This window comes from Pseudomonas sp. 9.3L (assembly GCF_058536285.1).
On sequence record NZ_JBZUBK010000001.1, the window covers coordinates 1,383,389 to 1,398,830 of the forward strand.

General features: G+C 59.9%; 8 protein-coding genes and 1 other RNA gene. 4 read left to right on the plus strand and 5 right to left on the minus strand.

Features of this window, described 5'->3' with window-relative positions; translation table 11 throughout:
* Positions 1-17: 17 nt before the first annotated feature.
* The 3 genes from AC4LE2_RS06335 to guaD all read right to left on the minus strand — a co-directional run bounded on the left by AC4LE2_RS06335 (position 18) and on the right by guaD (position 5,467).
* Positions 18-2,900 carry a ribonucleoside-diphosphate reductase subunit alpha gene (locus tag AC4LE2_RS06335; RefSeq protein ID WP_491824926.1) on the minus strand — a complete coding sequence of 961 codons (2,883 nt, stop codon included), beginning with the start codon at positions 2,898-2,900 and terminating at the stop codon, positions 18-20.
* 447 nt (positions 2,901-3,347) lie between these two features.
* Positions 3,348-4,094 carry a 4'-phosphopantetheinyl transferase family protein gene (locus AC4LE2_RS06340; RefSeq protein ID WP_491824928.1) on the minus strand — a complete coding sequence of 249 codons (747 nt, stop codon included), beginning with the start codon at positions 4,092-4,094 and terminating at the stop codon, positions 3,348-3,350.
* 68 nt (positions 4,095-4,162) lie between these two features.
* Entirely contained in the window at positions 4,163-5,467 is a 1,305-nt protein-coding gene (guaD, locus tag AC4LE2_RS06345; RefSeq protein WP_491824930.1) for a guanine deaminase, read from the minus strand.
* A 298-nt stretch (positions 5,468-5,765) separates the two neighbouring features.
* Here guaD and smc point away from each other — a divergent pair, with 298 nt between their 5' ends.
* The 3 genes from smc to ligA all read left to right on the plus strand — a co-directional run bounded on the left by smc (position 5,766) and on the right by ligA (position 12,698).
* A complete protein-coding gene (gene smc, locus AC4LE2_RS06350) occupies positions 5,766-9,251 on the plus strand; it encodes a chromosome segregation protein SMC (RefSeq protein ID WP_491824932.1) in 3,486 nt (1,161 codons plus the stop codon).
* A 187-nt stretch (positions 9,252-9,438) separates the two neighbouring features.
* A complete protein-coding gene (zipA, locus tag AC4LE2_RS06355) occupies positions 9,439-10,251 on the plus strand; it encodes a cell division protein ZipA (RefSeq protein ID WP_491824934.1) in 813 nt (270 codons plus the stop codon).
* Positions 10,252-10,370: 119 nt separating this feature from the next.
* The gene (gene ligA, locus AC4LE2_RS06360; protein ID WP_491824936.1) at positions 10,371-12,698 is read left to right on the plus strand and encodes an NAD-dependent DNA ligase LigA; all 2,328 of its coding nucleotides are present in this window, start codon (positions 10,371-10,373) and stop codon (positions 12,696-12,698) included.
* A 12-nt stretch (positions 12,699-12,710) separates the two neighbouring features.
* Here the strand turns inward: ligA and AC4LE2_RS06365 are convergent, their stop codons facing one another.
* The gene (locus AC4LE2_RS06365; RefSeq protein ID WP_491824937.1) at positions 12,711-13,778 is read right to left on the minus strand and encodes a hypothetical protein; all 1,068 of its coding nucleotides are present in this window, start codon (positions 13,776-13,778) and stop codon (positions 12,711-12,713) included.
* A 280-nt stretch (positions 13,779-14,058) separates the two neighbouring features.
* Here AC4LE2_RS06365 and ffs point away from each other — a divergent pair.
* Positions 14,059-14,155, plus strand: an RNA gene (gene ffs, locus AC4LE2_RS06370) — signal recognition particle sRNA small type.
* 124 nt (positions 14,156-14,279) lie between these two features.
* Here the strand turns inward: ffs and AC4LE2_RS06375 are convergent.
* Complete coding sequence (locus AC4LE2_RS06375) at positions 14,280-15,401, minus strand: fimbrial protein (RefSeq protein WP_491824939.1); 1,122 nt, start codon at positions 15,399-15,401, stop codon at positions 14,280-14,282.
* Positions 15,402-15,442 lie beyond the last annotated feature (41 nt).

A 15,442-nucleotide genomic window follows, 5' to 3' on the forward strand; every position in this document is an offset into this window, starting at 1 on the left:
TGATCACTCGATAGACGTTACTGGCACGCCTCGCAATCCGGCTCGTCAATGGCGCAGGCCTTGGGCACGGGGGCCGGGCCTGCGGGCGCAGCCTGCAGGGCGCTGTCGCCGCCATTGCTGACTGCATTCAGCTTGCCAGTGGTCACGGTGGACTTCTCGGTGCTGGTCGCGGCCAGGGCACGGAGGTAGTACGTGGTTTTCAGGCCGCGGAACCAAGCCATGCGGTAGGTGACGTCCAGCTTCTTGCCCGAGGCGCCCGCGATGTACAGGTTCAACGACTGTGCCTGGTCGATCCACTTCTGGCGGCGGCTGGCCGCGTCCACGATCCACTTGGTGTCCACTTCGAACGCAGTGGCATACAGGTCTTTGATCGCCTGTGGAATGCGCTCGATCTGCTGCACCGAACCGTCGTAGTACTTCAGGTCGTTGATCATGACCGAGTCCCACAGGCCGTGGGCCTTGAGGTCACGCACCAGGTACGGGTTGATTACCGTGAACTCGCCGGAGAGGTTCGACTTCACGTACAGGTTTTGGTAGGTGGGCTCGATGGACTGCGACACGCCCGTGATGTTGGCGATGGTTGCAGTCGGCGCGATGGCCATGATGTTGGAGTTGCGGATGCCCTTTTTAACGCGTTCGCGGATCGGGGCCCAGTCCAGGGTTTCGTCCAGGTTCACGTCGATGTACTTGGCGCCACGCTGCTCGATCAGGATCTGCTGAGAGTCCAGTGGCAACACGCCTTTGGACCACAGTGAGCCTTCGAACGTCTGGTAGGCACCACGCTCGTCCGCCAAGTCACAGGAGGCCTGGATGGCGAAGTAGCTCACCGCTTCCATGGATTTGTCGGCAAATTCCACTGCCGCATCAGAGCCATAGGCGATGTGTTGCAGGTAGAGCGCGTCCTGGAAGCCCATGATGCCAAGGCCTACGGGGCGGTGCTTGATGTTGGAGTTGCGCGCCTGGGGTACCGAGTAGTAGTTGATGTCGATCACGTTGTCGAGCATACGCACAGCGGTGTTCACAGTGCGTTGCAGCTTGGCGGTATCCAGCTTGCCGTCGACGATGTGGTTCGGCAGGTTGATCGAGCCCAGGTTGCAGACTGCGATTTCATCCTTGTTGGTGTTCAAAGTGATCTCGGTGCACAGGTTGGAGCTGTGCACCACACCCACATGCTGCTGCGGGCTGCGCAGGTTGCAGGGGTCTTTGAAGGTCAACCACGGGTGGCCGGTCTCGAACAGCATCGAGAGCATCTTGCGCCACAGGTCCTTGGCTTGCAGGGTTTTGTAGACCTTGATCTTGCCGTACTCGATCAGGGCTTCGTAGTACTCGTAACGCTCCTCGAAGGCCTTGCCGGTGAGGTCGTGCAAGTCTGGGGTTTCGGACGGGGAGAACAGGGTCCACTTGCCGTCTTCGAACACGCGCTTCATGAACAGGTCGGGAATCCAGTTGGCCGTGTTCATGTCATGGGTACGGCGGCGGTCGTCACCGGTGTTCTTGCGCAGCTCCAGGAACTCTTCGATGTCCAGGTGCCAGGTTTCCAGGTACGCGCACACGGCGCCCTTGCGCTTGCCACCCTGGTTGACGGCCACGGCGGTATCGTTCACCACCTTGAGGAACGGAACCACGCCCTGCGACTTGCCGTTGGTGCCCTTGATGTAGGAGCCCAAGGCACGTACAGGCGTCCAGTCGTTACCCAGGCCGCCAGCGAATTTGGACAGCATGGCGTTATCGTGGATGGCGCCATAAATGCCCGAGAGGTCATCCGGCACGGTGGTCAGGTAGCACGAGCTCAACTGCGGGCGCAGGGTGCCGGCGTTGAACAGGGTAGGGGTGGACGCCATGTAGTCGAAGGACGACAGCAAGCGATAGAACTCGATGGCGCGTTCGTCGCGGTTGCTTTCTTCGATGGCCAGGCCCATGGCCACGCGCATGAAGAACACCTGGGGCAGCTCGAAGCGCACGCCATCCTTGTGGATGAAGTAGCGGTCGTAGAGGGTTTGCAGGCCCAGGTAGGTGAACTGCTGGTCGCGCTCGTGATCGATGGCCGCGCCCAGCTTTACCAGGTCGAACTTGGCCAGCTCCGGGTTCAGCAGCTCGAACTGCACACCCTTGGCCACGTAGGCGGGCAACGCCTTGGCATACAGCTCAGCCATTTGGTGGTGAGTGGCGCTCTCGGCCACTTCCAGGAAGCTCAAGCCTTCGGCGCGCAGGGTGTCCATCAGCAGGCGGGCGGTAACGAACGAGTAGTTCGGTTCACGCTCGACCAGGGTACGGGCGGTCATCACCAGGGCGGTGTTTACGTCCTTGAGGGCCACGCCGTCGTACAGGTTTTTCAGGGTTTCGCGCTGGATCAACTCGCCGTCCACTTCCAGCAAGCCTTCGCAGGCTTCAGAAATGATGGTGTTCAGGCGGCCCATGTCCAGGGGCTCAAGGGTGCCGTCGGCGCGGGTCACGCGGATGCTGGGGTGGGGCTGTGCAGGCTGACCGGCGTTGCCGCGGCTGGCACGGTCCTTCGCGCGCTGGTCGCGGTAGATCACGTAGTCACGCGCGACCTTCTGCTCGCCGGCACGCATCAGGGCCAGCTCTACCTGGTCCTGGATCTCTTCGATATGAATGGTGCCGCCCGAGGGCATGCGCCGACGGAAGGTGGCGGAGACCTGTTCGGTCAGCCGTGCAACGGTGTCGTGGATGCGCGACGACGCGGCAGCGCTGCCGCCTTCCACTGCGAGAAACGCCTTGGTGATGGCCACGGTGATCTTGTCGTCGGTATAGGGAACGACAGTACCGTTGCGCTTGATCACGCGCAATTGGCCGGGCGCGGTGGCACTCAGCTCCTGAGCGGAGCCCACGCCCTGAGGCGCCTGGCCTTGCGGGTTCTCGCGAGTGGTGTCGGTATGCATAGGTTCTCCACGGTCTCAATGTGAAATATAGGCCCGGCAAGTGAGTGCCGTTCCATGCGCTGACCAACCACTGGCCAAAGCGACTGACCATAAAGGCCAGCAGCCGGCTTGGGCCGGTGTGCAGCGGCTTCAAATAAAAAAGGAGGTGCGAAACACCCTCCTTGGCATAGCAGATTTAACTGGCCGACACGCACGCTGACGTCTCGGGCAACGGGTTTCGCTGAAAAAAAACGGGCTATGAAAAGGGCTTGAATTGCGTATGGAACTTGTGTTCGAGCGGAGCGGTAGACCACTACATGTAGTGGGTATGGCGCCAACGGGCTACACGATAATGCGGTTGGCAGGCCATTGCAACATCAAGAAATGTGGATAAGGTGTGGGCAAAATGTGGGGTAAAACCCCTCGCTTGGCTGGGGGCCGCGCCAGCACTGGGTTGTAGGAAACAGCCTAGGGATTTCGCCATTCGTCATGTAGGGCTGGGATAGATACCAGGCTCAGCACCTGCTGCTCAAGGATGCAAAACTGGCCTGCGAGTTCCGTGCCCGAAGGCCAATCCGACCCTAGGTTATCAAGCAACCGTAGCCGAGCCCGCCCGTCAGGCGACCATGCCACAAGCTCTGCGGCCTCGAAGTAAAAGCGTTGCTTAACCAGTGGGTACAGCGCCTTGAACAGGCTTTCTTTTATGGAGAAGGTCAAGGTCACCGCTAAAGCGGCCTGTTCCGCTGAGCCGGGCAAGCGCGCCAATTCAGGCGGCGTGAGGATTTCCCTTGCCAGGCGCCGGGCACGCTCAGGGGCCAGCAGGGTTTCCACGTCCAGCCCCAGCCCTTGCTGCAGGTGCGTCGGGGCAGCAATGGCTGCGGCCCAGCCGTCACCATGAGTAATGGCGCCAGCCATGCCAGCAGGCCATAGCGGAGCACGGTCGCTGCCGATGGCTATGTTTTGGCCGGGGAGGCCAAGGCGCGCCAGTGCTTCGCGTGCGCACAGTCGGCCCGCCAGGAATTCCGCCTGACGCTTGGGCACCGAACGCACGATGCTGGGGGGCGTATCGATACCACAGGCCTGGAAGTCGCTGAACGCCAGCAGGGAAGGTTCGAAACCACAACTGATAAACGCAGCGCCCGTCACCGCAAGCGGCAAAGGGCAGTGCGCCTCAAGCGGTGTGCAGCACACGGGATGAAAGGGCTCGGTCATCATGCGGGCTATTGTGCCGCCTCTGTTGCGAAAAAGTAGAGGGTAGTCATTTAGAAACCCCGCCCACGGTGCTAGCGGCTGTGCACCCGTTGCCCCATCGCAAAGGTATGCCGCACCACCCGGTCATCCCCCAGCGTCATTAGCACAAACAAGGTTTCGGCAATGCTTTTACACTGGGCCAGCCGGTAGTCCAGCAAGGGTGTGGCCTTGAGGTCGAGCACGAGAAAGTCTGCCTCGTTCCCAACGTTCAGGCTGCCGATGCGATCGTCCAGCCCCAGCGCCCGCGCGCCGCCCAAGGTGGCCAAGTACAAGGATTTGAACGGGCTCAGCCGCGCGCCCTGCAGCTGCATCACCTTGTAGGCCTCATTAAGGGTTTGCAGGATGGAAAAACTGGTGCCCGCGCCTACATCGGTGCCCAGGCCCACCTTCAGCGCGTGCCGTTCTGCCATGGGCAGGTTGAACAGGCCGCTGCCGAGAAACAGGTTCGAGGTAGGGCAGAAGGCCACGGCCGAGCCGGTGTCTGCCAGCCGTGCACACTCATGCTCGTGCAGGTGTACGCCATGAGCGAACACTGAGCGCTCGCCCAGCAACTGATAGTGGTCGTACACCGCCAGGTAGCCGTCGTGCTCCGGAAACAGCGCCTTGACCCACTCGATCTCCTGCTGGTTTTCACTCAGGTGGGTTTGCAGGTACAGGCCGTCGTATTCGGTGAGCAGGCGCCCCGCCAAGGCCAGTTGCTCGGGCGTGCTGGTGGGCGCAAAGCGCGGGGTCACGGCGTAATGCAGCCGGCCTTGGCCATGCCAGCGCTCGATCAGCGCCTTGCTCTGGGCGTAGCTGCTCTCAGCGGTGTCGGTGAGGTAGCCCGGAGCGTTGCGGTCCATCATTACCTTGCCGGCGATCAGGCGCAGGTTCAGGCGCAACGCGGCCTCGAACAGGGCCTCTACCGACTGCGGATGAACGCTGCCGAACACCAGCGCAGTGGTAGTGCCATTGCGCAGCAACTCGGCCAGAAAGCGCTCGGCCACGTCCTCGGCGTGGGCCTTGCTTTCGAACTGGCGCTCGCACGGGAAGGTATAGGTGTTGAGCCAATCGAGCAGTTGTTCGCCATAGGCGCCGATCATGCCGGTTTGTGGCAGGTGGATATGGGTGTCAACAAACCCCGGTGTAATGAGCGCGTGCTCAAACTGCTCCACCGGCGTGTCTGCCGGCAGGGTAGGCAGCAACGCCTGGGCGTTGCCCTTGGCCACGATCTTGCCGTGTTCCACCACCAGCAGGCCATCACTGAGGTAGTCGTAGGAGGCATCGTCGCCAACGACGGCGGGGTCACCCACGCTGTGCAGCAGGCTGGCGCGGTAGGCTATACGGGTGTGTGTCATGGAATGCTCTGTGATACCTGAACGTTGCGCCGCTACCCGTCAGGGGGGGCGCATGCGGGGGGCTAGCCAAAGCCTACGTTGTAGAGGGAAATTCCCGATTGGGCAATTGGCGGCTGCGGCGTCCAATCAGGTTAGCGGGCCAGAGGCCCTGCCAGGCCGGTTCAGTCAGCCGCCATTTGCTATACAATCGCCGCCTCGCCTACAGACCAGACTCGCAGACCCACCATGATGCTCAACGCCTCGGACCGCTTCGCCGAGCAGGCCGCCCGCCACCTGGCCTGCCTGGGCCCACGCTAACATGCGGCTTAAATGCATACGCTTGGCGGGGTTCAAGTCGTTCGTAGACCCCACTACGGTCAACTTCCCCAGCAACATGGCCGCCGTGGTCGGCCCCAATGGCTGTGGCAAGTCCAACATCATCGACGCCGTGCGTTGGGTCATGGGTGAAAGCTCGGCCAAGAACCTGCGCGGCGAGTCCATGACGGACGTGATCTTCAACGGCTCCACCAGCCGCAAGCCCGTCAGCCAGGCCAGCATTGAACTGGTGTTCGATAACAGCGAAACCACGCTGATAGGGGAATATGCCGCCTACGCGGAAATTTCCATCCGCCGCAAGGTCACCCGCGACGGGCAGAACACCTATTTCCTCAACGGCACCAAATGCCGTCGGCGGGACATTACCGATATTTTCCTAGGCACCGGGCTGGGGGCGCGCAGTTATTCGATCATCGAGCAGGGCATGATTTCGCGCCTGATTGAGGCCCGCCCCGAAGAGCTGCGCAACTTCATCGAAGAAGCCGCGGGGATTTCCAAGTACAAGGAACGCCGCCGCGAAACCGAAAGCCGCATCCGCCGTACCCAGGAAAACCTCGAACGCCTCACCGACTTGCGCGAGGAGCTTGAGCGCCAGCTTGAGCGCTTGCACCGTCAAGCCCAGGCCGCCGAAAAATACCAGCAGTACAAGGCCGAAGAGCGCCAGGCTAAAGCGCAGTTGGCGGCCTTGCGCTGGCGTGCCCTGGATGAACAAGTGGCCCAGCGCGAGAGCCTGATCGGTGAACAGGAAGTCGACTTCGAGGCCTTGGTGGCCGATCAGCGCAGCGCGGACGCCAGCATCGAACGGCTGCGCGACGGCCACCATGAGCTGTCAGAGCGCTTCAACCAGGTGCAGGCACGGTTTTATTCGGTGGGTGGCGACATTGCCCGCATCGAGCAGAGCATTTCTCACGGCCAGCAACGTCTGCGCCAGTTGCAGGACGACTTGCGCGAGGCCGAACGGGCGCGCCAGGAAACCGAATCACATCTGGGCCACGACCACACCCTGCTTGCCACCCTGGACGAAGAGCTGGCCCTGCTAGAGCCTGAGCATGCCTTGGTGGCTGCGGCAGCCGAAGACAGCGGTGCGGCCCTGGACGCGGCCGAGGCGGCGATGCAAGGCTGGCAAGAGCAATGGGATGCTTTCAATACCCGCTCGGCCGAGCCTCGGCGGCAGGCTGAGGTGCAGCAGGCACGCCTGCAGCAATTGGAGCTTACCCTGGAGCGGCTGGCCGAGCGCCAACGCAGGCTAGGGGAAGAATCAGCCGGGTTGGCCGCACACCCTGAAGACGCCGCGCTGATGGAGCTCAACGAGCAACTGGCCGAGCACGAGTTGTTGATCGACACCCTTCAGGCGCAAGAGCTGGAGCACGCGCAATCGCTAGAGCAGGTGCGTGACACCCTGCAAACGCTCAGCGATACCCAACAAGCAGGGCAGGGCGACTTGCAGCGCTTGGGTGGTCGGCTGGCGTCCCTGGAGGCCTTGCAGCAGGCGGCGCTAAACCCTGCCGATGGGGTAGGCGAGTGGCTGAGTGAGCACGGAGGGCTCGACCGGCCGCGCCTGGCGGAAGGGCTGCGGGTAGAAGCAGGCTGGGAGCAGGCTGTTGAGGCTGTTCTAGGTGCAGACCTGCATGCGGTCTTGTTGGACGACATCAGCGCCCACAGCCTTGGGGGCTTCGACGGCGGTGACCTGCGCCTGGCGCATCCAGCACCCACGCCCGCCCTGACAGGCAGCTTGCTAGATAAGGTCAGCGGGCCAGTAGACCTCTCTGCCTGGCTTGGGCAGGTACGGCCGGCAGCATCGCTGGAGAAGGCACTGGCGGCACGGGCGCAGCTTGCACCTGGCGAAAGCCTGGCGACCCAAGACGGCTTTTGGGTAGGGCGCCACTTCGTGCGGGTCAGCCGTGGGGGCAGCACCCAAGGTGGGGTGTTAGCCAGGGCGCAAGAGTTAGAGCACTTGCACGCTACCCGCGAGTCGGCCGAAGCCGCCCAAGCGCAGGTAGAGGCTGCGCTGGCCGAGGCGCGCGAGCGCCAACGCGAGGCCGAAGAGGCCCGCGAGCACCTTCGCCGTCGCTTGCAAGAGCAAGCCCGGCTGCTCGGTGAGCTAAAGGCCCAACGTTCTGCCAGCCAGGCGCGGGCCGAGCAGTTAGCCCTGCGCCGTCGCCGACTGGATGAAGAAATGGCCGAGCTGGCCGAGCAGCGAGCGATGGAAACCGAGGCGATTGGCGAATGCCGCCTGCTGTTGCAAGACGCCCTGGAGGCCATGGCCGAAGACACCGACCAGCGCGAAACCTTGATGGCCGCCCGCGAGCACCGTCGCCAGGGGGTGGAGCAGGTGCGCCAGGCGGCTCGGCAGCAGCGCGACAACGCTCATCAAATGGCGCTGCGCTTGGGGGCCTTGCGTGCCCAGCACACGTCCACCCGGCAAGCACTGGAGCGCTTGGAGCTGCAATCGGCGCGGCTGGCTGAGCGGCAGGAGCAACTGACCCTCAGCCTGGAAGAGGGCGAGGCCCCGCTGGACGATTACCGCTTTACCTTGGAGGGCTTGCTGGAGCAGCGCCTGGCCGCGGACGAAGACTTACGCACGGCGCGTGCTGCATTGGACGACGCCGACCGGGAATTACGCGAGGCTGAAAAGCGCCGCACCCAGGCCGAGCAGCAGTCCCAATTGCTGCGTGGCCAGATGGAGCAACACCGGCTGCAATGGCAGGCACTGAATGAGCGCCGCAAAGCCTTACAAGAGCAACTGCATCAGGACGGCTACGACGTGCAGGGGGTATTGAATACCCTGGCCACCGACGCCAATGAAGCAGCAACGGAAGACCAACTGCAAGGGCTGGGCGCACGTATCGACCGCCTGGGTGCCATCAACCTGGCGGCCATCGACGAGTACCGCCAGCAATCGGAGCGCAAGCGCTACCTGGATGCGCAGGACGCCGACCTGGTAGAGGCCCTGGCAACCCTCGAAAGCGTGATCGGTAAGATCGACCGGGAAACCCGAAACCGCTTTAAAGATACCTTTGATCAAATCAACGGCGGCCTGCAGGCGCTGTTCCCGAAAGTGTTCGGTGGCGGTAGCGCGTATTTGGAACTGACTGGCGAAGATTTACTCGATACTGGGGTCACGATCATGGCCCGGCCGCCGGGCAAGAAAAACAGCACCATCCATTTGTTGTCGGGGGGTGAGAAAGCGCTCACGGCCCTGGCCCTGGTGTTTTCCATCTTCCAGCTCAACCCGGCGCCGTTCTGCATGCTTGATGAAGTGGATGCACCCCTGGACGATGCTAACGTAGGGCGTTATGCACGCCTCGTGAAGGAAATGTCCCAAACGGTGCAGTTCATTTACATCACCCACAACAAGATCGCCATGGAAATGGCTGATCAGTTAATGGGGGTTACCATGCATGAGCCGGGATGTTCCAGGCTGGTGGCCGTGGACGTGGAAGAAGCGCTGGCGTTGGTGGATGCTTGAGTCAATGCAAGGCTTTAAGGCAAAACACATGCAGGCGACGGTGTAAAGTTGCCTTTGGTCGTGATAGTTTATTGTTCATATTTTTGTGTACGTGGGAAAACACCAACCAGAACATAGGCTTGGCACCACGTTTTAAAGGGTTTTTAACCCTATTTCATATTCACTTTTTATTGAGGCACAGGACTACATGGAAATCGGTCTGCGCGAGTGGCTGATCGTCATCGGCATCATCGTGATCGCCGGCATTCTCTTCGATGGCTGGCGCCGTATGCGCGGTGGCAAAGGTAAGCTTAAATTCAGGCTGGACCGCAGTTTTTCCAACCTCCCGGAGGAGGAGGGCAATACCGAAGTGCTAGGCCCGCCTCGGGTACTGGACCACCAGGAACCGCAGTTGGATGAAGCAGACCTGCCGTCGATGACCGCGCCTTCCCGCGAGGGCCGGCGCAAGCGTCAGGCGCCGCAACGCCCGGCCGAGGTAGTCAATGATGAGCCGCGTTTGTCTGCCCGTGAAGCCCGCGATGACGAACGCCTCGATGATGGCCCCAGTTTTGGCGACAGCGCGGCCCCCGTGGAAGAAGTGCTGGTCATCAACGTGATCTCCCGCGACCCCAACGGTTTCAAAGGCCCCGCGCTGCTTCAAAACATCCTGGAAAGCGGCCTGCGTTTTGGCGACATGGATATCTTCCATCGCCACGAAAGCATGGCAGGTAACGGCGAGGTGCTGTTCTCCATGGCCAATGCGGTTAAGCCGGGTGTATTCGACCTGGACGACATCGACCACTTCACCACCCGCGCGGTGTGTTTCTTCCTGAGCCTGCCCGGCCCTCGTCATCCCAAACCTGCGTTTGAAGTGATGGTAGCGGCGGCACGCAAACTCGCCCATGAGTTGGACGGTGAACTCAAGGACGACCAGCGCAGCGTACTGACTGCGCAAACCATCGAACATTACCGCCAGCGTATTGTGGAGTTTGAGCGCCGCGCGCTTACTCATAAGCGCTAACGCAGGCTATGTTTAAAAGCCAGGCTTGCAGGCGAAGCTCTCACTTCAGCCCGCGGCCTGGCTTCTTTGTTTTTGACTACTGACAAGCGATTGAAACCGCCCGGCCGGACCTACGCCTGATGAATAACGCAGAAACCCGCATTCTCGAACTACGCCAAGAACTGGACGAGCACAACTACCGCTATTACGTGCTCGATGAACCCAGTATTCCCGATGCCGAATACGACCGTGTGTTTCGTGAACTCAAAGCGCTGGAAGACGCCAACCCGCACCTGGTCACGCCAGATTCGCCCACTCAGCGGGTAGGCGGCGCGGCCCAAGCCAAGTTCAGCCAAGTGCGCCATGAAATCCCCATGCTCAGCCTGGGCAACGCCTTCGAAGAGCAGGAGCTGCTGGACTTTGACCGCCGCGTGCGCGAGGGCCTTGAAACCCAGCAGGTGGAGTACAGCTGCGAGCCCAAGCTGGACGGGCTGGCAGTGAGCTTGCTGTACCAACAGGGGCAATTGGTGCGCGGGGCCACTCGAGGGGACGGGACCACGGGCGAAGACATCAGCGTGAACGTGCGCACCATCCGCAACGTGCCGCTCAAGCTCAAAGGCAGCGGCTGGCCCGACACCCTGGAGGTACGAGGCGAAGTATTTATGAACAAAGCAGGCTTCGAGCGGCTGAACGCTGCCCAGGCCGAGGCGGGCGGCAAAACTTTCGCCAACCCCCGCAATGCCGCCGCTGGCAGCCTGCGCCAATTGGATTCACGCATCACCGCCAGCCGCCCGCTGGAATTTTGTTGCTATGGCATTGGGCAGGTGAGCCACGACATCGCTGATACCCACATCGGTAACCTCAAACAACTTCAGCAGTGGGGCCTGCCCATCAGCCGTGAGCTGAAGGTGGCCACCAACGCTCAGCAGTGCTTTGAGTACTACCGAGACATCGGCGCCCGCCGCCAGTCGCTCACCTATGAAATCGACGGCGTGGTGTTCAAGGTCAACAGCATTGGCGCGCAGCGGGAGCTGGGCTTCCGCTCCAGGGAGCCGCGCTGGGCCATTGCGCATAAATTCCCTGCATCCGAAGAGCTTACCGAGCTGCTGGATGTTGAGTTTCAGGTAGGCCGCACCGGCGCCGTCACCCCCGTGGCGCGTTTAAGGCCAGTGAAGGTGGCCGGCGTAACGGTGGCCAACGCCACCTTGCACAACATGGACGAAGTGGCCCGCCTGGGCGTGATGATTGGCGACATCGTAATCATCCGCCGCGCCGGCGATGTGATTCCCCAAGTGATGCAGGTGGTGCTTGAACGTCGCCCTTCCGAGGCACGCCCAGTGCCCGTGCCCACCCATTGCCCGGTATGCGGCTCCGAAGTAGAGCGCACCCAGCTCATCAAGCGTAGCAAGGGCCGCCAGGTGGTCAGCGAAGGCGCCGTGTACCGCTGCGTGGGGCGCCTGGCCTGCCAGGCTCAGCTCAAGCAAGCGATCATTCACTTTGTGTCCCGGCGTGCCTTGGACATCGACGGGCTTGGGGACAAGATCGTCGAGCAACTGGTGGATAAAGGCCTCGTGCATTCCCCAGCAGACCTGTACACCCTTACCCAAGAGCAGGTGCTGGGCCTGGAAGGGTTTGCCGAGCTTTCCAGCCGCAACCTGATAAACGCCATTGAGGCCAGCCGCACCCCGGCCCTGGCGCGCTTTATCTTTGCGTTGGGCATTCCCGAAGTGGGCGAAGAAACCGCCAAGGTGCTGGCCCGCTCTCTGGGCAGCCTGGCGCGGATCATGGTGGCCAAGCCGTTGGTGCTCACCTACCTCCCCGACATCGGCAACGAAGTGGCTTACGAGATCGGCCACTTTTTCGAGGAAGAACACAACCGCACCGTGATTGCCCAATTATTGGAGCGCGGTCTTCAGCTGCAAGGGGAGGGCGAGCTTCACCCTGAATTCGCGGCCGCAACTACCTTCGAAGGCCTGGTGGCCAAGCTGGACATCCCCTATGTAGGGCCAGGCGCCGCACAAAAGCTGGCGCAACGGTTCGGTTCTCTGGACGCCTTGGCGCAGGCCGATTGGCTGGACCTGCGCCAAGCCGTGGCCGAGCGCACTGCCAAAGCCGTGCGTGATTACTTCGACGATGAACAGCGTTGCGCCGAGGCCGTGGCAGTGGAGGCCCAGCTGCGCGAGTTTGGCATGCACTGGGCCAGCGTTAAAAAGGTGGTGGAAGGGTTACCCCTGGCCGGGCAAACCTGGGTGCTCACCGGCACCCTGGAAAGCATGAGCCGCGACGAGGCCAAGGAAAGATTAGAGGCACTGGGCGCCAAGGTGGCCGGCTCCGTGTCCGCCAAGACCCACACCGTGGTAGCGGGGCCTGGAGCGGGCAGCAAGCTGGCCAAGGCGCAGCAGTTGAGGGTACAAATATATGACGAAAGTCAATGGATCGCTGCTATACAACGTATGGAGGATTTATAACTTTTTATCCATTTAATGCGTGAAAGTCGAGCAGAAAATCTTTTTTTCTTTACTCCGACGATTAATGCCTGTCATAACACTATTGGGAGCTGATACCAAATTGTCGGGTCCCATTTGATTCTGGTTTTCACACATCAAGTTCTGGTTACTCTGAGAAATGACACGCTGTTCATACGCGTGCTCTGAGAGCTTAAGGTAAACACCGTTCTTAGGGTTCTTGAATTTTTTGCAAACTATGAAGCTGTCCTCGGGAGAACGACTATCGTCTTCAAGAGATAAATAAGTAATCGCCATATCTTTATCGCATTTCGCCGTTGTATTTTGTCCATAGAAAGTTTTATCGTTCTCCTCCGCTGGTAGATACTGGTTTCCAGCCCCATCTTCAAATCGTAGGCACTGGAATTGGAATTCTTCGCGATTTATAGAGTATATCCGTGCCATTGCTCCGTCGGAGCATCCTCCAAAGCTAGAGTATCTACCGTTAGTAGCCGTCTTGGCTGGTTCAAGAGCAAGGAGCCAGCGGTTATTAGATGCCTCCTGAGATTTGGTTGGTAGAGAAAGCGCACTGCATCCCGCTCTACCTGTATTAGTTTTAACGTCCGCGCCTACAATTTCAAGAAAGGGAGCTACGAACTTATTGCTTGGGTCTGCCTTCCAGGCGACAGCATTGTTTACAATAGCCTGTGTACTTAATCGTACAGTGCTGGTCTGCAATGCGGTCGCTTTTAGCAATACCCACCACCCTTGATTATCTAACGATTGGCTACAGTCACGGGCGCTGATCAAAATTTTCGATGTAGAAGGAACCTTATCTAGCATTATTTGTGCCTGGCTGTTGTCACAATCTCTGCTGTATATAGATTGCCCTTCGCCCGTTGCGACGAACGTACAGTTATTTTCGGCTTCGGTCCCGGTAATAAACCTTCCTGTTAATTCTGCTGCAGTCGCGGAGCCGACTATGAAAAAGCATAAAGAAATTACCAAGGAAAAGGCGTAAGCGGGTAATCCACGATTTTTCTGCATTAGCGGAGTTGCCTTGTTTGCTATCTGAGGAAAAAGCGCCGGGAAGAGTAGGGTCATACCGCTGCATATACGTAATATGAATTTCATTTTGCGCCTCGGGACGGGGAGTTTGAGGCTAATTTAAACGTCTTTTCCTGACCACATAACCTAGCAAAGTTAATAGGTACCCCGTCTAAGCGCTAATCCAACAAATGCTTATAGACATACATGGTCATATTGATGCCCGTAACCTGCTGAGCTGGCGGCTTTTTTTTTCCTGCAGGTTGTATCCGTCTCATAAGCCTGTACAATGGCCCCGCTCACCGGGCAACCCGGCGAGCGTGCGTTATGGCGGCCCCATCGGTCCCCTCGCAATGATTACCCGTTAACCTGGTCAGGCCCGGAAGGGAGCAGCCACAGCGGGAACATCGTGTGCCGGGGTGCGGCTGATGGGGGCGCCACCTGTCCTCTACCTTCCTTCTTGATACCCCCACGCACTTTATCGGTGTTCACGTGCCTAGCCGAAGCCTTCTGAGTAGCAGCCACGACATAGGCCGCTGGCTTGCACGGCCCACCCCCTCACTCATACGTCAACAAAAACCTCAACGCCCCGGTAAGTGTGCCAGGCACAACCGGCCCGGTATGTTTGACCAGGCGTACGTTTAGCGGCATCTTCATGCTCCCTGTAGGCAAAGTCATAATAGGCACATTGGTGTTCAGGGGCATCGGCGCAATAGCGTCCTGCTTAAGAATCTGAAAGGCCACGCCGCCGCCGGTGGTCCCGCTGCCGGTGCTGAAAACACCATTGGCAGCATCGATGATGCTGGAGCCATTGTCAGGGTCGAGCGTTAAGTGCACGCGCGGTACAGTGCCTTGAGCGGGGGGCTGGCAGTCGATCAAATTCAACTCGAACCGCACAGGAGAGCTACCCGCACTAGCTTGCTCAAAATCCTTCACATCGAACTCGCCCAAATCAACAGGGTTGGGCGTCACCGGATCGGTCCCGATATTGCAGCCGGAAGAGATCAAGTTGCCCGAGAACCTGAAGTTGAGCACCGTCGTCACCCCGGGCAGGGGGTTGGTCACTTCCGAACGGATGATCTCGTACCCTGGGTCGAAAGTGTGTGGGCCCGCAGGAATAACGCCGGTCTTGATCAAGGAAACATAGTACCTGTGGCCAGTTACCCGCGCATTGGCCAGGTGGTCATGGTTGCGGGTCGAGGTAAACGGCACCCGTGCCTCGGGCCCCTGCAATATAAACCAGGGCTCTAGCTCGGTAGTGCCATCAATCTCATTCTGCAGGCGGATGCTGGCGCCTACGCCCGGTATGTTGGTGCTAATGACGTTGTGCTCCGGAAAAGGCAGGGCGATGCGGGGCAAAGCGCTGTCGAAGCGGGCTAAAGGGGCAACGTTGAGTGCGTTATAGGTGATGTTTACCAGAGGGCCCTCGCGGCCATTGTTTTGGCATTCGAACACCGCGAAAGGCCTTGGTATACCGACCTCAACGATTTCCTGCCCTCCAATGATTGTGCCTACAGGGGCATCCTGTGCAACATGCAAAATGTTGGGAATATTGAAGATCACCTGTGCCGGGCCTGGATAGTTAGGGTCCCAACGGCAGCCTTGAGGCAGCCCATAACTAGGGGACGAAGCGAGGCAGGCTCCAATTAAGGTGCCTATGGCTGTGATGCAATATTTCATATCCAATGCCTTGTCGATAACAGCGGATGCGGGCCTGAACA